We start from the raw sequence: 20201 nt of genomic DNA on the forward strand, positions 1-20201 counted from the left end.
GGCGCCGGCGCACTCCACGGCCTTCAGTGCGGAACGATGCCCTGCTGCTAACGCGTCGCGGCGCTGACCTCATGCTCGAGCGAGGGATGGTCTGAACACTCGCTCTCGAGGGTCAGGAATGCCAGCACCGGGCTGGCCGAGTACACGATTAGCTCGCCTTCCTGCCCCTTGGCTCCCACACTGTACGGCATATCGGATTCATCACCTTCCGAAGGATCAATCATTGACGTGAGGGTGAATCCGCTGGCCACAAGATAGTCGCGCATCTGGTCCCGTGCTGCACGGGGATCGGCAGGTGCCGGTCCCTCAAGCGCAAGCTGAAGGTCGCGGGCGTTCGGCCCTCCCTTGGATTCCGGGCAGCGATGCGGATAGAAAACCAGGTCAGGCGCCTCAGGATCCCAGGGGGATCCGTCTTCATGAATCCAGCCGCCGGTCTTCGTGGCATCCACGGCCCCGCTGGCCATGGCCATAAACCCGGCGAAAACCTCCGGAGCGGGACGGCCGGACGCTGAGGAAGGGTTCCCGGTACTTTCGGTGGGCGAGGCGGCAGAGTTATCCGGCACAGAAGCTCCTTGGGCGCACGAAGTCAGGGTTAGGACAGCAAACAGCCCGGCACTAGTCAGAGCCCTGAAGCGCAACGAGCTTCCCCGCCACGAACTCAAACGCGCGCCACTTCCTCTTGAAGTATTCATCTGCTGCTTTCTGGTGGGCATCGATAATTGTGTCAACGGTACTCTGGGCCCCGTCCATTGCGTTATTGAACTGTTCCTGCAGCGCATCCGTTTTCTCGAGGGCTATTCCCTGCAAACCGTCGACCAGCGGGTTCAGCGGGTTCCGGAAGGGACTGACGTCCCTCAGGTGCTGTTCCTGCAGCGTGTCCGTGGCGAACATCAGACCCCCCTGGACAGCGTCTGCGGCCCTGTTCACTGACGCCTGGGCGGCGTCGGCGAACGCCGCTGCTCCGTCCTGCACGGAGTCCACGGCCCGTCCCGGAGCGTAATAGACGGCGCTGCCCCGGTCGGCGAGCCGGCCAAGGGCTGCATCGGTTTCTGCTTCCGGGATCAGGCCGATGCGCTCCCCGCTGCCGGAAGAAGCCGCCGCAATGTGGCGAAGGCTCGCCGTGTCCGGATCCAGGTATCCCCGGCCTTTCTCGGTCTCCGTAATACCTGCTCCGACCGTGGATCCTTCCCCGCCGTGGCCTCCGTTGCCGAGGAGTTCCCTACCGTCAACAACGGCCGGCTCCGAACTGAACACCTTTGCGCCCCAGGTCTCTGATGTGGGGGTGACCCGCGGGTCGCCGAAGTTGGACCCGAGTTGCCCGGCCGGAGCCACTTTGTCTGCGCGGCCCAGGGTGGCGTAGACCTCGCCGCTGCGCACCTTCAGGTCAGCGGCGCTTTCTGCTGCCTCAGGGTCAATACCGGCCGAACCATAGAAAACCAGCGAATCGATGGTGTTTTCGGTCTGGCTGAGAGCGTAGGCAGCGGTTGTGGTGCCGTAGGAATGGGCGGTCACGCTGATGAACGGAGGGTTCTCCGCGCCCCGGGTGTAGTAGAAGCCGTCAATGACGGTGGCCAGTTTCGCGCCGCCGGTCCGCGCCTTGTCGGAGAACAGCACTTCGGTGGACGGGGGCATGTCCGGAGCGTCATAGCCAATCCAGGCTAGGACCGCGGGATCGGCTCCCAGCCGCCGCTGTTCGTTGTAGAGGTTTTCAGCTACCCGTACGGCGCCCCCCATGTCCTGGGTGGAGCTGCCCATGCCGGAGATGTTGGCGGTGATGCTGGTGGCCGTATCCATATTTCCGATGGCGACGGCGGCCAGGGGAGGCTCGGCCGGGTCGAAGGAAATCAGGCTGCGGTCCGCAGCCTTGGAGCCTGTCTTCTCAAGGGACTCTTCGATCGCCGCATATGACCGCCGCTGCTCTTCGGTCGCCCGCCAGGCGGGTTTCATCACCAGTGCCAGGACGGCAGTGTTGGCTGCAGCCCGCACGGTGTAGGGCACTCCCTCGGTATTGCCTGCGACGGCGGGCAGGGATTCTGCGAGCGCAGCCTGCTGCTCAGGACTCAGGGAATGCCAGAAGGCGGCCTGGTGCTCTGCGGCCAGACCCACCCGGGGCGGAAGAACCGCCGCTTCCGGATAATCCGCGGCGAACTCCCGGTACCGGCCGGCGTCCATGCCGGCCAGCTGGTTGTAGTACGCCTGGACGTCCTCCGGCGCCGCATCCGGGGACAGCGCCAGCCGGTGCAGGCGCTCGGCTTCGTGGCTGAGCAGGTCGAGCCGGTTCGAGCCATAGTAGGAATTCACGTCCGTGCTGGCTCTTCCCACCGCAGACAGGGCCTTCAGGCATACGTCCCGTGCCTCTTGGTAATCGGAGGCCAGCTTGCTTGCACGGTCCTCGAAATCCCACTGGTAGCGGATCAGGGAATTCGAGAAATCATCGCCGATCCCCGGCACCGGCTCCTCCAAGATGGCGCCCAGCTGACGGTCCGCGGCCGCTATGTCGCTGCGCAGCGAATTCGTTGCGGCCCGTATGGTGTCCACTGCATCCGCGAAGCTCCGGATGGCCGCGGCGACGGAGTCCGTGCTCTCGGCCAGCCCGGTGGCCTGGTGCGCCGGTGCCGCGAGGGCATTGAGGACTAGGTGCTTGTGGGGAGTTTCGTAGAGTCCCTCGAGGGCCTGCCATTTCCCGGCCGTATCCTTGACGGATTCAGCGAAGCCCATTCCGGCCGCAGCCAGCAGCGAGGCTTGGACCCGCAGGGTTCCCGGCGGGGGCAGCTTCTCGAGAGCCGAGAGGTCAACGTTGAGGTATCCCATCTACTGCACCATCCAGCGCCGGGTCCCGCCGCTGAAGCCGGATGCTGCCGGGTAGGACAGTGAGGCGGCCTTGCCTGCCGTGTCTGCCATTTCCCGGTCGCCGTCTACGTAGGCCTGCACACTCTCCCGGGTGCCCTCAACGGCGTTGTTGCAGCGAACCATGATGTCCGTCATGTCATTGGCGATTACCTCGAAGCGCAGCCGGTCGACGGCGTCGGCGAGTTCAGGGCAGTCCGCCAGCGCCGTTTCCAGGGCGTTGAGTGCTTCCAGCGCAGAGTCTTTGGCAGGTTCGCATTCCAGGATCAGGTTTTCGGCGTCGTGCAGCAGGGAAAGTACTCCCTGCACTTGGATGTCCCACTGGTTTGCCCCCATAAGCGAAAACCTAGGGCAGCGGTCAAGGAGTGTCCATGGGGAGAACTGCCCATGTGGACAAACCGGCGGCTCCTGGACTCAGCGCGCTTTTACCACCGGAAGCTCGTCCCAAACGGTGGTGTAACGCGGCGAGGAGAACTTGCGGGACATGGTCCATTCAGGGCGGGCGCTGGGCATCCCGGCCACGCCCAGCCCAATGCTGGCCGATCCGTATTTGTCAGCCACTTTGCCCAGCAGCTCCCCGAGGTTGCGGTGTTCCTGGTCCGGGACGAAGGCGTCAAAGACCGGCTGGGCCCCCGCGTCGGAGAGGCCGCTGAGCATTACCCCCGCCTTGGTGTAGGGGATGCCTTCCACAATCTGGTCTTCGAGCGCCCCCACCGCAGCGCGGGTCAGCACCACCGGATCGGACGTGGGGCTCTGGAGCTTGACCGTGATGGAAGGAAACGACGCCGCTTTGTGGCTGAAGTGCGAAGTCCCGGCATACGCGGTGAGCACGCGTGCCTGCTGGTGTTCCCGCTGCAGGCGGGAAGCCGCCTGCTGGGCGTAGATGCTCATCACCTGCCTCATCTCGGCCGCCGTCGTTACCGGCACCGAGAAACTGCGGGAGAAGATCAGCTGCTGCCGGTCAGCACGTTCTTCTTCCAGCGGCAGGCACGGTGTGCCGTTGAGTTCCAGGACAGTCCGCTGCAGGGTCACGGAGAAGCGGCTGCGAATTACTGCAGGATCGGCTGCCTTGAGGTCGGCGACGGTCCGGATACCCAAGGCCTCGAGCCGCTTGCCCAGTTTGGCTCCTACGCCCCAGAGCCCGGTGACCGGTACCCGGGACATAATCGTCGCCACGGCACCGGGGTCCATGGTGTCCAGGTTGCAGACCCCGCCCAGGTGCCCGTTCTGCTTGGCGATCCGGTTGGCGAACTTGGCCAGCGTCTTGGTGGTGCCGATCCCCACGCATACCGGCAGCCCGGTATGGCGGGCCACTGCGGCGCGGATCCGTGTGCCCTGCGTATCCAGTTCCTGTGCCGTACCGGTCAGGCCCAGGAACGACTCGTCAATGGAGTAGACCTCCTGCCACAGGGCGTACCGGCCCAGCAGCTCCATGACCCGGGAACTCAGGTCGCCATAGAGTTCGTAGTTGCTTGAACGCTGGATCAGGCCGAGGTGCGGCGCGGCTTCAGCCAGCTTGAACCAGGGTTCCCCGGTCTTGATGCCGAGGGCTTTCGCCTCATCAGAGCGCGCCACCACACAACCGTCATTGTTGGAAAGCACGACGACGGGCACGCCTTCCAGCCGCGGGTCGAAAGCGCGCTCGCAGGAGACATAGAAACTGTTGACGTCCACCAGCGCGATCCGGTGCAGTCCTCCTGCGGGGGAGCGGGCCCCGGCGGTGGTACCAGACGGGGGCACCGGACCTTCAGACATGGTGGAGGCAGCGGGTTACGACGCCCCAGATGGTCAGCGCCGCCGGGTCCGGAACGTTCACGTCCGCATAGCCGGGGTTCTCAGCGGACAGAACGATTCCGCGGCCGGTGAGCCGGAGCCGGCGCACGGTTAACTCTCCGTCGAGGACGGCGACAACCACTGACCCGTCACGTGGAGTGAGGGAGCGGTCCACAATCAGTTCGTCTCCGTCGCTGATTCCGGTGCCGGACATGGAGTCCCCGGAGACCCGAACAACGTAGGTGGAAGTGACGTCCCTAATGAGGTGCCGGTTGAGGTCGATCCGCCCGTCGAAATAATCGCGGGACGGGCTGGGAAAGCCGGAGGCGGCATCCGGGTCCGGCTGGGCCTGGGACCGGGAAGAAGTGCCGGGAACATTCCCCGAAAATACGGGCACTGGCCTGCCTCCTCCGCACGGGTTTTAGAACATACTTTCGATTGACTAAGACTAGCACTCCGCGTCCGCGGGGAGGGTAGAGTGCGCTGCTGTGGAAGCCGAAAATGGACCGGCGCCCGGGGCGGGCGACACATTGCGCAGGGTGGCCGCCATGCTGCCCAGTCCGGCGGCGGCCGGAAGGCGCGTGTTCGTCGGGATCGACGGCGTTGACGGCTCGGGCAAAACCACGTTTGCCGATGCGCTCGCGGCCAGCCTCCAGGGCCCCGTAGTCCGCGTTTCGATCGACGGATTCCACCTGCCTCGCCGCGAGCGCTACCGGCAGGGGCGGGATTCGCCGCGCGGTTTCTGGGAAGACTCCTATGACTACGGAGCTTTCCTCCGGCTGGTGGTGGAACCGCTGCGTCCGGGCGGCACGGGCGCCTACAGCTGCTCCAGCCATGACCTGGACTCAGACCTTCCGCTGGCAGGTCCGAAGTTTACGGCCCCCGAACTGGCTACGGTGCTGGTGGACGGGCTCTTCCTGCATCGTCCGGAGCTGGCCGGGGTGTGGGACTGCTCAGTTTTCCTGGATGTGTCGTTGGAGACATCCTGCGGGCGGATGGCGCTGCGCGACGGCTCCGATCCTGATCCGCAGGCGCGGTCAAACCGCCGGTATGTCCTGGGCCAGAAGATCTACCTCTCGACCTGTGATCCGCGCTCTGCCGCGGAAATAGTGGTGGACAACAATGATTACCAGGCCCCGCGGGTCCTCTGGGGCAGCGCGGATGAAATGCCTCCGGCCGGTTAATGGCCCGGTTTCCGTTCGGCTTCCGGGCCTGCGCGCAATGACCGGACGGGGTCAGGGGAGCGGGACAGTTCGGACGGAGCGTGCTGCGGCGATACCGTTAACCGCATGAACGTTGAGGTGCACATCCCGCCCAAGCTGGGCCGGGAGTTGGAAGAGCTGGCCGCGGAACAGGAAGTTCCGGTGGAGACTTTGATCCTCAACGGAGCCCGGCTGCTGCTTGAGCACCGCAACCGCCGCAACCATGTCCAGTCCTAGCTGAGGCATCGCCGGGGTTTTTCCTCCGCACCCTTCCATGCAACCCGTCGGTTGCCTATTGTGGCCGCATGGACGCAGTCTTTCGGGCAATGGCAGATCCGGTCCGCCGAATCCTGCTCGATGAACTCGCGTCCCAGGGCGGCCAGACACTGTACGAGTTGTGTGTCCGCCTGATCACGAACCACGCAGTTGGCATTTCGCGGCAGGGAGTTTCAAAGCATCTGTCGGTTCTGGAAGAAGCCGGGCTGATCAGGGTGGAGGCAGACGGGCGCTTCCGTCGCCACCACCTTTGCCTGGAACCACTGACGTCAGGCGTAGCCGGCTGGATTGCCGGACTGGCCGATGGGCTGCCGCCGCAACCACCCGGACAGAATGAAGCGGAAGGACAAGAGCCATGAAGATTGTGACAGCGAGTATCTTCGTCGATGACCAGGAGAAAGCCCTGGATTTTTATACCCGGGTTCTAGGGTTCGAGAAACGGCAGGACCAGCCGGCGGGCGGCGCGCGCTGGCTGACGGTGGGAAATCCGGGCGAGGAAGGCGGCGTCGAACTGCTGCTGGAACCCAGCTCTCACCCTGCCGTGGCGCCCTTCAAGGAAGCACTGGTGCGTGACGGGATTCCGTACAACTCATTCGGTGTTGACGATGTCCAGAAGGAGTATGAGCGGATGCTGGCGCTCGGCGTCGAATTCTCCCAGCCGCCCGCGTCGATGGGGCCGGTGACAACCGCAGTCTTCTCCGACACCTGCGGAAACCTCCTGCAGATCGCGGCGATGAACCAGGGCTGAACGCGCTCGAGCTGCTTGTGCCGGGTCCCGGATGCCGGGGCTAACGCTGGGAACCGTAACTGGGTTCGCGCAGGGTGGAGCCGCTGATGCGGTGCATGCGCTGGCGGCAAAAGGGGTCATAGACGGCGACGCCGATCCGGCCGGTTGCGGGATCGGTACAGCGGATGCAGGTGCACGGTGCGTTCACGTGCGCGGGACCTTTCTGCTGGAAAACCGGACTTAGCTGGTTCTTCCATTTTTACTCCGCTGCGCGGGTGTCCTCTCGCCGAGGGTGGTGCGGGTCCGGCCGGACGAACGCCGGGAAACGGCGGATGCCCAGACCCAGGTTGAGCGGCGAATACCTGCGTCTTCCCATAGAATCTGCACTGCTTTCGCTGACCAGGTGCAGGTCTCGGCCGCCACGTGTTCGGCGCTGCCTGGGAAACGGATCCAGGCCCAGATGGGAATGGCAGGCATGGAGGTCGTTGCCGGAAAGTGGTCAAAATCAAGTTCTTCGGGGGTTAACCCGATGGGTTCCGCGCGCCTGGCATACCTGGCCGCCAGCCGCGCCGCCGCCTGAGGATCCATGACTTAAGTAGAACATATGTTCGAATGACCATCGGAAGGGTCCCGGCTCTTTCGGCACTGTGATCCCGGACGTGCTTAGGGCACAATGCTGTCCATGTGCGGACGATATGTCATGGCCAGGGCGACGTCAGACCTGGTTTCTGCTTTCTCGGCGGACCAGGTGGTGGGCGAGGACGTTGAACCGTCGTGGAATGTTGCTCCCACCGATGACGTGCGCATCATCACGGAACGGAAAGGCCCCGACGGGAACGTGCGGCGCCTGGCCACAGCGAAGTGGGGACTCGTGCCGGTGTGGGCCAAGGACACGAAGATCGGCGCGCGGCTGATCAATGCCCGCCGGGAGACCATCCTGGAGAAGCCCGCCTTCCGGAAAGCAGCTGTGAAGCGGCGGGCCCTGGTTCCGGCAGACGGTTACTACGAGTGGGAGAAAACCGAGGAGGGAAAGATTCCCACCTACCTGCATCCAACCGTCCCGGACCCCATCGCCTTCGCCGGGCTGTATGAGTTCTGGCCGGACCCGAACCTCCCGGAGGACCACGAGCACAAGTGGCTGCTGAGCGTCACCATCATCACCACCGAGGCCACCGATGAACTGGGGCACATCCATGACCGCACGCCGCTGGTGGTTCCGCCGGACCTTTACTCAGAGTGGCTGGACCCGGGCCTGACCGATGCCGAGGCCATTGCTTCCCTCCTGGACTCCATCCCGGAGCCGGTCCTGAGCCCCCGCGTGGTTTCCAGCGAGGTCAACTCCGTGCGCAACAACGGCCCGCAGCTGATCGAACCGGCCCAGGACAGGTAGTCCGTTACCAGGCGTAGTCTTCCGGCGCCGGGCGGTGGCCCGGGAATATGCCGTCCAGTTTCTCCAGCGTGGCTTTGTCGAGCTCAACCTCGAGCGCCGCGAGCGCGTCATCCAGCTGCCCCTGAACCCTCGGGCCAACTATCGGTGCGCTCACCGCAGGCTGGTGCAGCAGCCAGGCCAGCGCAAGGATTCCCGGTTCAACCTCGATTTCCGCCGCCAGGTCCTCATACGCCTGGATCTGGTCACGGTGCCTGGAGAGCAGATCCTGGACCCGTCCCTCCGCCCGGCGCCCGCCGTCGTCCTGCGCTTTCAGGATGCCGCCCAGCAGTCCGCCCTGGAGCGGGGACCACGGAATGAGTCCCAGCCCGTACTTCTGTGCAGCAGGGATTACTTCCAGTTCCACGGAGCGGTTGACCAGATTGTAAATGCTCTGTTCGGAGATGAGACCGGCGTACTGCCGCCTCCGCGCGCTCTCCTGGGCTTCGGCAATGTGCCAGCCGGCAAAGTTGCTGGACCCGTTATAGATAACTTTTCCCTGGGCTACGGCAGTTTCCATGGCCTGCCAGATCTCGTCCCACGGCGTGTTCCGGTCAATGTGGTGGAACTGGTAAAGGTCCACATAATCCGTCTGCAGCCGTTTGAGGCTGGCATCGAGTGCCTGGCGGATGTTGAGCGCCGAGAGATAGGTCTGGTTCGGTCCGGGCCCCATGGAACCGTAGAGCTTCGTGGCAATCACGGTGGATTCGCGCCGTCCGCCGCCCTGGGCGAACCACCGGCCAATGATCTCCTCGGTCAGGCCTTTGTTCTCCCACCCGTACACGTTTGCCGTGTCGAAGAAGTTGATTCCTGATTCCCGGGCAGAGTCCATGATCGCGTGGGCGTCGCCTTCGGGTGTCTTGGGGCCGAAATTCATGGTGCCCAGGCAAAGCCGGGAGACCTGCAGGCCGGCGCGGCCCAGATGGGTGTACTTCATGCTGTCCTCGGTTTCTTCTGTGAGAGTCCGCTGTGGGGCGGGTGAATCCAGGCGGCCGGTGCACGCAGCCGCTGCAGCCACACGGCCGCCCCGGCCATTCAACACCGCAGCAGCAGCCCGGGGAAGGGGAAACGGACCCCGCGGAGCCGGCAAAGCAGGATAGCCTGAGACCGCATTGTTGGGACGTGCCAGGAGGATAAGTGGCCGAGTCGTACTACCGCTCACTGGGTGAGGGGACTTTTGAATCAACCCGCCATACGCAGGGAGCCTGGAACGAGGACGAACAGCACATGGCGCCCGTCGCCGGCCTGCTGGTCCACTGCCTGGAAGAGGCAGAACCCCGTCCCGGAATGCGGCTGGCCCGGGTCAGCTATGAAATCCTGGGCGTCATCCCGCAGGGAGTCTTTGACGTCACCACGAAGGTCATCCGCGCCGGACGCACCATCGAACTCCTCGAAGCCGAGCTCACCGCAGCCGGCCGCACGGCGGTGCGTGCCACCGCCTGGCGGCTGGCCACCGGGGACACCAGCGAAGTCGCTGCAGTGGAGGACGAGCGCATGCCGGGCCCGGAGGACGCAGAGGGATTTGACGGTATGACTGCCTGGCCCGGTGACTTCATCAACACCCTGGAATTCCGGGCGGTTCCCGGCCTGCGTCCCGGCCGCGGCCAGGTGTGGGTGCGCTCGCCGTTTGAAATGCTCGACGGCGCCGCGACGTCCCCGACAGTGGGCCTGCTGGGCCTGGTCGACGCCGCCAACGGAATTGCCGCCCGGGTACCCCCGGGCGGGGACAGCTGGATGTTCCCCAACGTGGACCTGCAGATCCATCTCCACCGCCGCCCCGAGGGACGCTGGCTGGGCCTGGACACACGGGTGAGCTTCGGCACGGACGGAATCGGGCTCACCTCTTCTGTGCTCCACGACGAGTCCGGTCCGTTTGGCCGCAGCGAGCAGATTCTCACCGTCCGCCCGCTGGGCAGGAACTGATCCAGTGGATGCTGCACGTGCCCTTCAGGTCTACCGCCAGCAGGAGTCCTTCGGCGCCGCCGAGGACCTGCAGCATGCCCTGGATCTGCTGGACGCTGCGCGCCGCGGAACGCTGGGTCCCAGCCTGCGGGTTTACCGCCCGCAGCCCACGGTTGCCTTCGGACAGCGCGACGCGCGCCTTCCCGGTTTCCCGGACGCGGCAGCCGCCTGCCGTGATTTAGGGTTCGAACCCCTGGTCCGCAAAGCCGGAGGGCGGGCAGCTGCCTATCACGGGGGCTGTTTGATCCTGGACCATATTGAACCCGAGCCCAACGCCGTCGCCCATTCCCTGGCACGCTTTGCCGGCTTCGCGGAGCTGCTGGCCGGCGCACTGCAGGACGCCGGAGTTCCGGCAGGCGTCGGGGAGATCCCGGGGGAGTACTGCCCGGGTGAATACAGCGTGCACGGCGGCACCGGTGCCCGGATCAAGCTCGTGGGAACAGCGCAGCGGGTAGTCTCCGGCGCCTGGCTCTTCTCGTCAGTTGTGGTCATCGAGGATTCCGCACCGCTGCGGGAAGTGCTCTCCGCGGTCTACAAGGCGCTGGGGCTGGACTGGGACCCTTCCACGGCCGGAGCGGCAGAGGACCTGCGCCCCGGGCTTCGGGTGTCTGAGGCGGAAGATGCCCTGCTTGCGGCCTACGGCAGGTATGCGCCCCTGGAGCACGGCGATCCCTCCCGGCTGCTGCAGATAGTTGCCGACGGTCCGGGCACGGTCCTTCCAACCACAGCCCAATCCCGTTAGGCTCGGGCAGCGGAAGCAGGCGTTTGGCTTCGCCTTGGAACCCTCAAGCAAAGGATCCGCACATTGCCCAGGAAGACCCTCGAAAACACTGCCCTCCGGCTCAAAGCCATCCTTGAAGTCCTGGCAGCCCAGGACCCCTCAGCCGGTGCAGGGACCGGCAGGGCCGAGGTGCTGCGGCAGGCACTGGAACAGGTGCCGCTGGAAGGCACCGAGGCCGAACTGCTGGCCAGCGGCGTCGCCCGCGGAGAGCGGGCACTGATCACTGCCAGCACCAAGCTCGTCAAGGCCGGCTGGATCCTGAAGGAAGGGCGGGCAGGCTGGAGCATCACCCCCGAGGGGCGCTCGGCACTGACCGAGTTCCCTGACGTGCATCACCTGAATGAAGCGCTGAGCGGGAGCAAGCACTCGGTCACCGCGCTGACCAGTGCGGAAACACAGAGTGAAGCCGTGCTCGAAGCAGCGCTGGTGGAATCCGGTGCCGCGGCCGAACCGGAAGCCCAGGTCCACGGCTCCCACGCGGAGGAGCGCTACGCCGGGCCGTCCTTCCCCCAGCCCGACGCCGTCGCGGTTGCCGGTACATTTGCCGCAGCGCTTGGCGGTGCGGACTGGGATCCTGCAGCGGACACCGTTCAGCTGGGATTCGACCGCAGCGACGAACTTTGGAAACTCACCGTCGACCTGCCGGCGGGGAACTACGAGTACAAGGCGGCGCTGAACCGCACCTGGGCTGAGAACTACGGACAGAACGCCCACTTTGACGGCGCGAACTACCGGCTGGAGCACTCCGGCGGGTCCGTGACTTTCCTCTACGACCATGCAACGCACACAGTGATTACCAAGCCCGACGGTTTCTGAGGCCACGGCACCGGAACCGCCAGGCTCGGTTTCCGGGCCCTCCGGCACCCCGCTACCGGTGCCGCAGGCCCTTCCCTGGGACTATTATCGAGGGCACGGCAACGCGAAGGAGTGCCCATGTTTGAGTACGGCAATGCGTTCAGCGGATTTGCGGTGGATGACGTGGCTTCCGCCCGCCGGTTCTACGGCACCACCCTCCAGCTTCCCTGCACACAGGCCCCGGGACAGCTGCGGCTCGAACTCGCGCCGCACACCCATGTGCTGGTCTATGAGAAGGCAGACCACGCGCCGGCTGCGTACACCGTGCTGAATTTCCCGGTCCGGGACGTCCAGGCAGCAGTACACGAACTCAGCGGCAGGGGAGTGGTCTTCGAGCCCCTGGATGACGCCGGCGGTGACGGGATCTTCCGGCGCGGGGATACGGCCATGGCCTGGTTCCGGGACCCGTCCGGGAACATTCTCTCGATCCTGGAACAGGACTAGCGCGTTTCGTGGCAGGACGGCGCGGTTCCTTTGGTCCGGCGGGCAGGCCCTATCTCCGTGCGCTTGCCGCTGCTGCCGCTGCCGGGTCGGCAGCCGGTGTATATCTCCGGCTTGTGCGCCTGCTCCGCCAGCTTGATAACGGACCGGTGCACCGGCTCCCCGGTGACGCCGTCCTTACCGGACCGGCGCTGCAGGTCACACGCAGCGTCCTCATCCCTGCGCCGGCCGCAGATGTGTGGTCCTTCCTGAACCGGATCGGGCACGGACGCGCCGGCTGGTACGTCTTTGACCGGGTTGGCCTGCCGGACCAGCAACAGGCCGACCGGGCAGCGCCGCAGCTGCGCGAACTGGACATCGGCGACCTGCTGACCACCGCGACCGGACACCGGCTGCGGATCAAGGAGGTCCAGCCCAGTGAGTGGATGCTCTGGGCCGGCGGCGACGGACGCTCCACGTGGCTGTGGCTGCTGCAGCCGGTGCGCCACAACCAGACCCGTCTGGTGGTACGGGCACGGTTTCAGTACGGGCTGCGCCATCCCGGCGCCCTCGCTGCCGTGCCGCTCGACGCCGTTGACCTGGCATCGGTGCGGCGGGCCATGGTGGCCGTCCGTGACCGGGCAGTCATCCGCTCAGCCACCCGTCTGGGGAAGCGCTAGGGCTATCTCTGCAGGACCCGGGCCCTGGGCAGCGGGTCCGCTGGTACGTTGGATGGATGGAAGATCTTCCGGCCGCCCAGCAGCTGCTGGCCGGGCCCCGTGGACGGGAACTCTGCCTTGACCTTGCCCGGTCCCTGGTTGCCGAAGGACAGGTGTTCTCCTGTGGGAGCAGCGCAATGCTGCCCCCGGGGATGTCGCAGGAATCCAGCAGGGTCCTGCAGCTGCTTGAAGCCCTGCCGCACCGGCCCGAGGTAACGGTGGCCCAGGTGCTCCAAAGCCTGGACCGCGTCGTGAAAGGTGCCGCCTACTGGCAGCCGCCGTCGGACACCGCCCGCCTGCTGGCTGAGCCCGTGCCCCGGGACCTGCTCCTGCCGGTGGCCGTCGCCGTTGTACGTTCCGGCCCGGGATGGTGGCGGGACCCCGGTGCAGTTACCCAGTACTACGTCCAGTGGATTGCCAGTACCACTGTTCCCGGCACCGGGCCTCCCATCCTGACCGGCAGCGCTGCCGGACTGCGGCGCTGGCGTGAATCGATTGCTGCCGAGGAGGGCCATACACCCCTGGTCGCCAACTGGACCGGCCGGTGGTGGTCCATCCCGGCGCTCTCGGATGTGCCGGCGACTACGCCGGCGATCCCCGGCAACGGACCGGCCGGACTGGTCATGGTAGAGAACCCGCTGGAATGGACCACGGCCCGGACCTACCCGCTGCAGGCGGCCAAAGGCGCCCGGATCTATGAGATTCGGGATCCGCGCAGCTGGCAGGACCTGGTCACGGCCTATCCGCTGGAAGTCACGCGCTCACGCGGGCAGCTGGGCGGTTAGCTCCGGGGATCCGCAGGCCGACACCTGGCTCTGGGCAATCCCGGACTGGCAGGCGGTGGCAAGGGATTATGACGGCGTGCACCTCAGTGTGGCCGGGTACCTGCTGACAGCCGGCAGTGTGCTGGACGCTGCCGGGATGAAAACGATGCTTGCCGGCTGGGCTCCGGCCGAGACCTGGTGGCTGAATGATGTCCTGGCACCGGCAGGTGAACCCGCCACGTGGACAGCCGTTCCCGGCCGCCACGGCTGGCAGGTCCAGGCAACGGCTGTTCCGTAGCTCATCGAGATAGCAGAAACTGCCCGAATCAGGCGTGAAACGGGCAGTTTCTGTTGTCTCGATGAGGCGGGCGGTGAAGGAGCGTGGTTAGTGGCCCCGGTCGATCCACTCCTGGAGGTGCGGAGCTTCAGCGCCGATCGACGTCGAATCCCCGTGGCCGGTGTTCACCACCGTCTCCGCCGGCAGCGTGAGCAGCCGTTCGCGGATGGAGTCGATGATGGTGCCGAAGTCGCTGTAGGAACGTCCCGTGGCTCCGGGGCCGCCGCTGAAGAGGGTGTCCCCGGAGAAGAGCGTTCCCAGCTCAGGAGCGTAGAAGCACACCGATCCGGGGGAGTGGCCCGGGGTGTGCAGGGTTTCCAGCGTCACGCCTGCGATTTCGAAGGTATCCCCGTCCTCGATGACGTCATCCGGTTCCTCATCGGGGAAGACGGCGTCCCAGAGCATCCGGTCCGCAGCGTGCAGGAATACCGGTGCACTGAAACGGTCCTGTGCAGCGGTTACGGCCCGGATATGGTCGTCGTGGCCGTGCGTCAGAAGGATGCCCATGACCTCGCGGTCGCCTACGGCTTCCTCAATGGCATCCACGTCGTGGGCAGGGTCAATGATGATGACCTGCGCGTCGTCGCCGACGATCCACACGTTGTTGTCCACGTCCCAGGTGCCGCCGTCCAGGCTGAACGTTCCCGAGGTGACTACCTTGTCGATGCGTGCTGCCATCAGAGTTCCACCACCGAGCGCAGGACCTTGCCGTCATGCATCTTGGTGAAGGCTTCCTCTATGTCGCCCAGGCCGATCCGCTCGGAGACGAAGGCATCCAGGTCCAGCCGGCCGAGCTTGTACTGCTCCACCAGCATCGGGAAGTCGCGGGAGGGCAGGCAGTCGCCGTACCAGGAGGACTTCAGCGACCCGCCGCGGCCAAAGACATCAGCCAGCGGCAGCTCAATCTGCATCTCCGGCGTCGGAACGCCCACCAGCACCACACGGCCGGCGAGGTCGCGGGCGTAGAAGGCCTGCTTGTAGGTTTCCGGGCGTCCCACGGCTTCAATGACGACGTCGGCGCCATTGCCCCCGGTGAGGGCGCGGATGGCTTCCACCGGATCCTCTTCGCGGGAGTTGATGCCGTGCGTAGCGCCGTTGGCCAGGGCCAGGTCAACCTTCGCCTGGTCGATGTCCACCGCGATGATCGTGGTGGCCCCGGCCAGCTTGGCACCGGCGATGGCAGCGATGCCCACGCCGCCGCAGCCGATCACGGCTACGGATTCCCCGCGCTTGACTTCGCCGGTGTTGATTGCGGCGCCGATGCCGGCCATTACGCCGCAGCCGAGCAGGCCCACCGCGGCGGGATCGACGTCGTCGTCTACCTTGGTGCACTGCCCGGCGGCAACGAGCGTCTTCTCGGCGAACGCGCCGATGCCCAGTGCGGGGGAGAGCTCCGTGCCGTCTTCCAGCGTCATCTTCTGGGTGGCGTTGTGGGTGTTGAAGCAGTACTGCGGCTGGCCCTTGCGGCAGGCACGGCACTCGCCGCACACGGCACGCCAGTTCAGGATCACGCGGTCTCCGGGCGCTACTTCAGTGACGTCCGGTCCGACGGCGGAAACCACGCCGGTTGCTTCGTGGCCGAGCAGGAACGGGTAGTCGTCGCTGATCCCGCCCTGCTTGTAGTGCAGGTCGGTGTGGCAGACGCCGCAGGTGAGGATGTCTACCAGGGCTTCGCCCGGCCCGGGATCCGGAACCAGGATCGTTTCCAGGGACACCGGTGCATTCTTTTCCTTGACTACTACAGCTTGGACCTTGTGAACCATGGGGGAGGGCTGCCTCTCGGGAGATTTCTCAGGGGCACCTCCGCAAACCGGAGGCACCCCTCCATCCTATGAAGCAGCAGGCGGGGAGTCACTTTTGCGCTGCCGGCCGCTGCCCCGCAGGACTCCCGGTCAGAGGCCCAGGCGGGCCTTCACCTCGGCTGCCGAGGGATTGGTGGCGGTGGAACCGTCCGGGAAGATCACGGTGGGCACGGTCTGGTTGCCGCCGTTGAGGGACTCCACCAGCTCGGCGGTGCCCTCAGTGTTCTCTATGTTCACCTCGGTGTAGCCGATTCCGGCAGAATCCAGCTGGGACTTCAGCCGGCGGCAGTAGCCGCACCAGCTTGTGGAGAACATGGTGATGGTCCCGGCATCGGGAGTAAACGATTCGGCAGTGGCGGTCATGGGAGTTCCTTCACATGGGTTGCTTGGGCTTCTGCTGTCAGGAGAACACCGTCCCGGGCCGGTTTCATTCCCCGGGCCCGTCCGGAGATTCACCGCTCCGGCAACTGGTCAGGCAGACTGATGGCATGTGCGGCAGATACGTTATGGCGCGGGCAGTAGGAGACCTGGTGGCCGAAGCGGAGGCGGAGGCGGACGCGAACCTGGAACTCAGGCAGTCCTGGAACATAGCTCCCACCGCGGATGTACCGGTGGCCCTGGAACGGCTGATTGACGGCAAACCGGTCCGGCAGGTGCATGTGGCCAGGTGGGGACTGGTCCCTTCCTGGGCCAGGGACATTGCGTCCGGCGTGCGTGCCTTTAATGCCCGCAGCGAGACACTCCTGGAGAAGCCCACGTTCCGTGAGGCCGTCCTGGCCCGTCGCTGCGCCGTTCCCATGGACGGGTACTACGAATGGAAAACCGGTCCCGGAAATACCCGCGAACCGTACTTCGTGAGTCGCTCAGATAAAAAGCTCAGCTGGTTTGCCGGACTTTACGAGTGGTGGGCGGACCCGGCTGTGCAGGCGGGTGAGCCGGGCCGCTGGCTGCTCTCCGCCTCCGTCATTACGCTTGCCGCCCCGGATCCGGAGACCAGTGAGCCGGCACTGCGCCCGCTGGCGGAGCTGCACCACCGGATGCCGCTTCCCCTGGCGGGACCGGATCTGGAGCAGTGGCTAGCACCGGGGAACCTGGGGGCCACAGAGGCACTGGCGCTTTTGGGCAGGGTGCTCGGGAATGCCTGGAAAACCGCTGAAGGACTCAGGGTTGAACCGGCGAATCCAGCCGTCGGCAATGTCCGCTGCGACGGTCCCTGGCTGCTGGACCCGGAAACCGGGCCGGGCGGCACAGCCGCGCCGGGGGTAGTGCCGGCGCTGTTCTGACCCGTGCGGTTTCGCCTAAAGGGAATATTTGCCTAGGAACCTGCAGGCTGCTGCTCAAGCGGAGCCGGGGATTCTTCTGCGGCGGGGGCCGGTGCAGCGCCGCCGGGGTTTCCCGGATCCAGCACCTCCAGGGTCACGGTCCCGTCTTCCGCCACGTGCAGGCCCGGATTATGGCAGACCTCCCAGCGGAACCCGTCGGGATCGGTGAAGTAGCCGGAGTATCCGCCCCAGCTCATCTGCATCCCCGGCGCGGCGATGGAACCGCCGGCGGCAGCTGCGTCGTGGAGGATCGCATCGACCTCCGGCGGGGTGGCGACGTTGTGGGCGAGGGTAAACGGGGCCAGGCTGGCTGCACCGGTGGCGCCGGACTCGGCAGCGAGGTGGTCATTGCGGAAGAACGAGAGCAGCAGGCCGTGGCCTACCTGGAAAAACACGACTTCGCCGGGCACATACTGCAGCGGCTCCCAGCCCAGCCGGCGGTAGAAGGCATGGGACACTTCGACATCGCGCACGCCTAGGGTGACGACGCTCAACTGGGGCTGCATAAATGAATCTTGCCACCGAACACCCGGCAAACCCAGAACGTGAACCTACAGGATTTTCGCGCCGTGCCGGACCGGTCTTTCCCGAACGCCGTTGACGCGGCCTGCCGCGGAGGGCTCTCATGGAAGGCGGCAGTGCACGTCCACGGGCGGGGTGAAGGCCGGTCAGGGTCAGCCCGCGCTCTCGCGAGAATGCGACGAGGCCCATGAGCACAGCAATCCCCCCGGACTCCGGTCCTTCGAGGCCCTCCGCGGCCAGCGCAACCCCTGCTCCTCCGGACGGAAGCGGACCGCCGCGGGAAACCGGGCGCAATGCAGGGCCGCCGGCCTGGCTGCGGATCGTGATCCCGGTGCTGCTGATCGTCGTTTGGTTCGGCCTGGGCGGGGTCGGCGGACCGTACTTCGGCAAGATCAGCGAAGTGCAGCAGAATGACCAGGCCTCCTACCTCCCGGCCAGCTCCGCGTCCACGAAGGTCAGTGAACTCCAGTCCGAGTTCACGGACAGCGAGTCGATTCCCGCGGTCGTGCTTTACGTCAACGACGCCGGGCTGACGGACGCGGACCGCACCTTCATCCAGGACCGGGAGAAGGCCTTCGCGGACGCCCCGGGGGTCAGCGGCGGCGTGTCCCCGGCCCAGTTCTCAGAAGACGGAAAGGCTGCGGAGATCTTTGTGCCGGTGACGGATGACGACGCCGCTGCCGACAACGTGGAGAACCTCAGCACCGTGGCCAAGGACGGACTGCCGGACGGGCTCAGCGCGTATGTGACCGGACCGGCCGGACAGCTGGCGGATATCTCCCAGGCGTTCGGCGGCATTGACGGGGCCCTGCTGATCGTTGCCGTGATCGCCGTGCTGGTGATCCTGGTGATTGTCTACCGCTCTCCGCTGCTGCCCATCCTGGTGCTGCTCACCTCCATCCTGGCGCTCTCCGCCGCGATCCTGGCCGTGTACTGGCTGGCCAAAGCCGGTGCAGTAACGCTGAACGGGCAGGTGCAGGGGATCCTTTTCATCCTCGGCATCGGCGCAGCCACGGACTACTCCCTGCTCTATGTCTCCCGTTACCGCGAAGCGCTGCGGGACCATGCGGACCGCTGGGGGGCAACGCGGGCTGCGCTGCGGGGCACGCTGGAACCCGTGACCGCCTCCGCCGGCACCGTGGTGGCGGGGCTGCTGTGCCTGCTGCTCAGTGACCTGAACTCAAACAAGGCCCTTGCACCGGTGGCCTCCCTGGGGATTGTCTGTTCCTATCTGGCCGCCATGACGCTGCTGCCGTCGCTGCTCTTCGTCTTTGGCCGTGCCGCGTTCTGGCCCCGCCGCCCGGCGTTCGGCTCCCCGCACCCGGACCGCGACCACCAGGCGCGGGGTTTTTGGCCCGCGGTGGCCCGCACCGTGCGGAACCACTCCCGGCGCACCTGGCTGATCTGCGCCGTCGTGCTGGCCGCCGCCGCGGTGGCCGTGGTGGACTTCCGTGCTTCCGGCGTGCCGCAGAGTGATTTTGTGCTGGGCCAGACCGAAGCCAAGGAAGGCCAGGCGGCCCTGGGCGAGCATTTCCCCTCCGGGTCCGGCAGCCCGGTGCTGATCGTGGCCCCTGAAACGGAGCTGCAGTCCGTCGCGGACACGGTGCTGGGTACCAGCGGGTTCTCCGACGTCACCGTGGTGGCGCAGGGCACCCCGGCAGGTTCCCTGCCCGTCACCGACGCCGGAGTGCAGGTTCCCCCGATCCCCGGTTCGGAGAACGCTTCCCCCAAGACCGTGGACGGTCAGGTGCTGCTGCAGGCCACCCTGACGGAGAACGCAGACTCGTCGGCAGCGGAGGACACGGTCCGCGAACTACGGGAGAAACTGGCGGATAAGCCGGAGGTCCTGGTGGGCGGCACAACGGCCACGACGGTAGACACCAACGACGCCGCGGAGCACGACCGCAACCTGATCATCCCGGTGGTGCTGGTGGTGATCTTCATCCTGCTGATGCTCCTGCTGCGGGCGGTGCTGGCGCCGTTCCTGCTGATCCTGACCGTCATGCTGTCCTTCGGTGCGACGCTGGGCATCTCCGCGCTGCTGTTCAACTACGTGCTGGACTTCCCGGGGGCGGATCCGGCGGTGCCGCTGTACGGGTTCATCTTCCTGGTGGCGCTGGGCGTGGACTACAACATCTTCCTGATGACCCGTGTGCGGGAGGAGAGCCTTGTCCTGGGCACACGGGACGGGATCGTCCGGGGACTGATGATCACCGGCGGCGTGATCACCTCCGCCGGAATCGTGCTCGCTGCGACCTTCGCGGCGCTGGGGGTAATCCCCGTGCTGTTCCTGGCCCAGCTGGCGTTCATCGTGGCTTTTGGCGTGCTGCTGGACACCCTGGTGGTGCGCTCGCTGCTGGTTCCGGCGCTGTCCTATGACATTGGCCCGCGGATCTGGTGGCCCTCGAAACTGGGCCGGGCCGCCCAGCCGGAAAAGTCCGAAGCACGGTCCCGGTAAACTGGAAC

General features: G+C 65.9%; 24 protein-coding genes. 14 read left to right on the forward strand and 10 right to left on the reverse strand.

The window, feature by feature from the left end:
* Positions 1 to 47: 47 nt before the first annotated feature.
* The 5 genes from AO716_RS11155 to AO716_RS11175 form a co-directional block, all read right to left on the reverse strand.
* Complete coding sequence (locus AO716_RS11155) at positions 48 to 563, reverse strand: hypothetical protein (protein WP_055240911.1); 516 nt, start codon at positions 561 to 563, stop codon at positions 48 to 50.
* 52 nt (positions 564 to 615) lie between these two features.
* Entirely contained in the window at positions 616 to 2811 is a 2196-nt protein-coding gene (locus AO716_RS11160) for an alpha/beta hydrolase (RefSeq protein ID WP_055240912.1), read from the reverse strand.
* A complete protein-coding gene (locus tag AO716_RS11165) occupies positions 2812 to 3183 on the reverse strand; it encodes a DUF6507 family protein (protein WP_055240913.1) in 372 nt (123 codons plus the stop codon).
* Positions 3184 to 3261: 78 nt separating this feature from the next.
* Complete coding sequence (locus AO716_RS11170) at positions 3262 to 4602, reverse strand: Y-family DNA polymerase (protein ID WP_195840668.1); 1341 nt, start codon at positions 4600 to 4602, stop codon at positions 3262 to 3264.
* The gene (locus AO716_RS11175; protein ID WP_055240914.1) at positions 4595 to 5017 is read right to left on the reverse strand and encodes a LexA family protein; all 423 of its coding nucleotides are present in this window, start codon (positions 5015 to 5017) and stop codon (positions 4595 to 4597) included. Before AO716_RS11175 ends, AO716_RS11170 begins: the two co-directional genes overlap by 8 nt.
* A gap of 91 nt (positions 5018 to 5108) precedes the next feature.
* Between AO716_RS11175 and AO716_RS11180 the strand changes: the two genes are divergently transcribed.
* The 5 genes from AO716_RS11180 (at position 5109) to AO716_RS11195 (ending at position 8215) form a co-directional block, all read left to right on the forward strand.
* Entirely contained in the window at positions 5109 to 5804 is a 696-nt protein-coding gene (locus AO716_RS11180; protein ID WP_235472067.1) for a uridine kinase, read from the forward strand.
* A 105-nt stretch (positions 5805 to 5909) separates the two neighbouring features.
* Positions 5910 to 6059, forward strand: coding sequence for a hypothetical protein (locus AO716_RS17465; protein ID WP_154579536.1), 150 nt, complete (start codon positions 5910 to 5912; stop codon positions 6057 to 6059).
* Between the two features lie 68 nt (positions 6060 to 6127).
* Complete coding sequence (locus AO716_RS11185; RefSeq protein WP_055240915.1) at positions 6128 to 6457, forward strand: ArsR/SmtB family transcription factor; 330 nt, start codon at positions 6128 to 6130, stop codon at positions 6455 to 6457.
* Complete coding sequence (locus tag AO716_RS11190; RefSeq protein ID WP_055240916.1) at positions 6454 to 6846, forward strand: VOC family protein; 393 nt, start codon at positions 6454 to 6456, stop codon at positions 6844 to 6846. The genes AO716_RS11185 and AO716_RS11190 overlap by 4 nt, the downstream gene beginning before the upstream one ends.
* Positions 6847 to 7507: 661 nt before the next feature.
* A complete protein-coding gene (locus tag AO716_RS11195) occupies positions 7508 to 8215 on the forward strand; it encodes an SOS response-associated peptidase (RefSeq protein WP_082413607.1) in 708 nt (235 codons plus the stop codon).
* A gap of 4 nt (positions 8216 to 8219) precedes the next feature.
* On the opposite strand, the gene AO716_RS11200 is transcribed toward AO716_RS11195, so the two are convergent.
* Positions 8220 to 9188, reverse strand: a complete 969-nt coding sequence (locus tag AO716_RS11200) for an aldo/keto reductase (RefSeq protein WP_055240918.1) — start codon at positions 9186 to 9188, stop codon at positions 8220 to 8222.
* Between the two features lie 200 nt (positions 9189 to 9388).
* Here AO716_RS11200 and AO716_RS11205 point away from each other — a divergent pair, with 200 nt between their 5' ends.
* The 7 genes from AO716_RS11205 (at position 9389) to AO716_RS11235 (ending at position 14050) form a co-directional block, all read left to right on the forward strand.
* Positions 9389 to 10174, forward strand: a complete 786-nt coding sequence (locus tag AO716_RS11205) for a thioesterase family protein (protein ID WP_055240919.1) — start codon at positions 9389 to 9391, stop codon at positions 10172 to 10174.
* A 4-nt stretch (positions 10175 to 10178) separates the two neighbouring features.
* Positions 10179 to 10955, forward strand: a complete 777-nt coding sequence (locus tag AO716_RS11210) for a biotin/lipoate A/B protein ligase family protein (protein ID WP_055240920.1) — start codon at positions 10179 to 10181, stop codon at positions 10953 to 10955.
* A 63-nt stretch (positions 10956 to 11018) separates the two neighbouring features.
* Positions 11019 to 11810 carry a winged helix-turn-helix domain-containing protein gene (locus tag AO716_RS11215; protein ID WP_055240921.1) on the forward strand — a complete coding sequence of 264 codons (792 nt, stop codon included), beginning with the start codon at positions 11019 to 11021 and terminating at the stop codon, positions 11808 to 11810.
* Positions 11811 to 11927: 117 nt separating this feature from the next.
* Positions 11928 to 12293: a VOC family protein gene (locus AO716_RS11220; protein WP_055240922.1), complete on the forward strand. Its 366-nt coding sequence runs from the start codon at positions 11928 to 11930 to the stop codon at positions 12291 to 12293.
* An 8-nt stretch (positions 12294 to 12301) separates the two neighbouring features.
* Positions 12302 to 12949: a hypothetical protein gene (locus AO716_RS11225; protein WP_055240923.1), complete on the forward strand. Its 648-nt coding sequence runs from the start codon at positions 12302 to 12304 to the stop codon at positions 12947 to 12949.
* Positions 12950 to 13005: 56 nt separating this feature from the next.
* A complete protein-coding gene (locus tag AO716_RS11230) occupies positions 13006 to 13773 on the forward strand; it encodes a hypothetical protein (protein WP_055240924.1) in 768 nt (255 codons plus the stop codon).
* Between the two features lie 76 nt (positions 13774 to 13849).
* Positions 13850 to 14050: a hypothetical protein gene (locus AO716_RS11235; RefSeq protein WP_152969949.1), complete on the forward strand. Its 201-nt coding sequence runs from the start codon at positions 13850 to 13852 to the stop codon at positions 14048 to 14050.
* Between the two features lie 87 nt (positions 14051 to 14137).
* On the opposite strand, the gene AO716_RS11240 is transcribed toward AO716_RS11235, so the two are convergent.
* The 3 genes from AO716_RS11240 to AO716_RS11250 all read right to left on the reverse strand — a co-directional run bounded on the left by AO716_RS11240 (position 14138) and on the right by AO716_RS11250 (position 16254).
* A complete protein-coding gene (locus AO716_RS11240) occupies positions 14138 to 14767 on the reverse strand; it encodes an MBL fold metallo-hydrolase (protein ID WP_055240926.1) in 630 nt (209 codons plus the stop codon).
* Positions 14767 to 15852 carry an S-(hydroxymethyl)mycothiol dehydrogenase gene (locus AO716_RS11245; protein WP_055240927.1) on the reverse strand — a complete coding sequence of 362 codons (1086 nt, stop codon included), beginning with the start codon at positions 15850 to 15852 and terminating at the stop codon, positions 14767 to 14769. Before AO716_RS11245 ends, AO716_RS11240 begins: the two co-directional genes overlap by 1 nt.
* Before the next feature lie 129 nt (positions 15853 to 15981).
* Positions 15982 to 16254, reverse strand: coding sequence for a mycoredoxin (locus AO716_RS11250; RefSeq protein WP_055240928.1), 273 nt, complete (start codon positions 16252 to 16254; stop codon positions 15982 to 15984).
* Between the two features lie 125 nt (positions 16255 to 16379).
* On the opposite strand from AO716_RS11250, the gene AO716_RS11255 reads away from it, so the two are divergent.
* A complete protein-coding gene (locus AO716_RS11255) occupies positions 16380 to 17174 on the forward strand; it encodes an SOS response-associated peptidase (protein WP_082413505.1) in 795 nt (264 codons plus the stop codon).
* A 32-nt stretch (positions 17175 to 17206) separates the two neighbouring features.
* Here AO716_RS11255 and AO716_RS11260 read toward each other — a convergent pair whose 3' ends face one another.
* A complete protein-coding gene (locus AO716_RS11260; RefSeq protein ID WP_082413506.1) occupies positions 17207 to 17719 on the reverse strand; it encodes a VOC family protein in 513 nt (170 codons plus the stop codon).
* 203 nt (positions 17720 to 17922) lie between these two features.
* Between AO716_RS11260 and AO716_RS11265 the strand changes: the two genes are divergently transcribed.
* Positions 17923 to 20193 (forward strand): MMPL family transporter, encoded by a 2271-nt coding sequence (locus AO716_RS11265; protein WP_082413507.1) that lies wholly within the window; start codon positions 17923 to 17925, stop codon positions 20191 to 20193.
* Positions 20194 to 20201: the final 8 nt, after the last annotated feature.

The sequence above is a fragment of the Arthrobacter sp. Edens01 genome (assembly GCF_001307035.1).
Lineage (GTDB): Bacteria > Actinomycetota > Actinomycetes > Actinomycetales > Micrococcaceae > Arthrobacter_B.

Coding starts and splice junctions, on each gene's coding strand:
- AO716_RS11160 (WP_055240912.1), bottom strand. CDS start 2,811: ATGGGATACCTCAACGTTGACCTCTCGGCTCTCGAGAAGCTGCCCCCG.
- AO716_RS11165 (WP_055240913.1), bottom strand. CDS start 3,183: ATGGGGGCAAACCAGTGGGACATCCAAGTGCAGGGAGTACTTTCCCTG.
- AO716_RS11170 (WP_195840668.1), bottom strand. CDS start 4,602: ATGTCTGAAGGTCCGGTGCCCCCGTCTGGTACCACCGCCGGGGCCCGC.
- AO716_RS17465 (WP_154579536.1), top strand. CDS start 5,910: ATGAACGTTGAGGTGCACATCCCGCCCAAGCTGGGCCGGGAGTTGGAA.
- AO716_RS11185 (WP_055240915.1), top strand. CDS start 6,128: ATGGACGCAGTCTTTCGGGCAATGGCAGATCCGGTCCGCCGAATCCTG.
- AO716_RS11190 (WP_055240916.1), top strand. CDS start 6,454: ATGAAGATTGTGACAGCGAGTATCTTCGTCGATGACCAGGAGAAAGCC.
- AO716_RS11195 (WP_082413607.1), top strand. CDS start 7,508: ATGTGCGGACGATATGTCATGGCCAGGGCGACGTCAGACCTGGTTTCT.
- AO716_RS11200 (WP_055240918.1), bottom strand. CDS start 9,188: ATGAAGTACACCCATCTGGGCCGCGCCGGCCTGCAGGTCTCCCGGCTT.
- AO716_RS11220 (WP_055240922.1), top strand. CDS start 11,928: ATGTTTGAGTACGGCAATGCGTTCAGCGGATTTGCGGTGGATGACGTG.
- AO716_RS11230 (WP_055240924.1), top strand. CDS start 13,006: ATGGAAGATCTTCCGGCCGCCCAGCAGCTGCTGGCCGGGCCCCGTGGA.
- AO716_RS11240 (WP_055240926.1), bottom strand. CDS start 14,767: ATGGCAGCACGCATCGACAAGGTAGTCACCTCGGGAACGTTCAGCCTG.
- AO716_RS11245 (WP_055240927.1), bottom strand. CDS start 15,852: ATGGTTCACAAGGTCCAAGCTGTAGTAGTCAAGGAAAAGAATGCACCG.
- AO716_RS11250 (WP_055240928.1), bottom strand. CDS start 16,254: ATGACCGCCACTGCCGAATCGTTTACTCCCGATGCCGGGACCATCACC.
- AO716_RS11255 (WP_082413505.1), top strand. CDS start 16,380: ATGTGCGGCAGATACGTTATGGCGCGGGCAGTAGGAGACCTGGTGGCC.
- AO716_RS11260 (WP_082413506.1), bottom strand. CDS start 17,719: ATGCAGCCCCAGTTGAGCGTCGTCACCCTAGGCGTGCGCGATGTCGAA.
- AO716_RS11265 (WP_082413507.1), top strand. CDS start 17,923: ATGAGCACAGCAATCCCCCCGGACTCCGGTCCTTCGAGGCCCTCCGCG.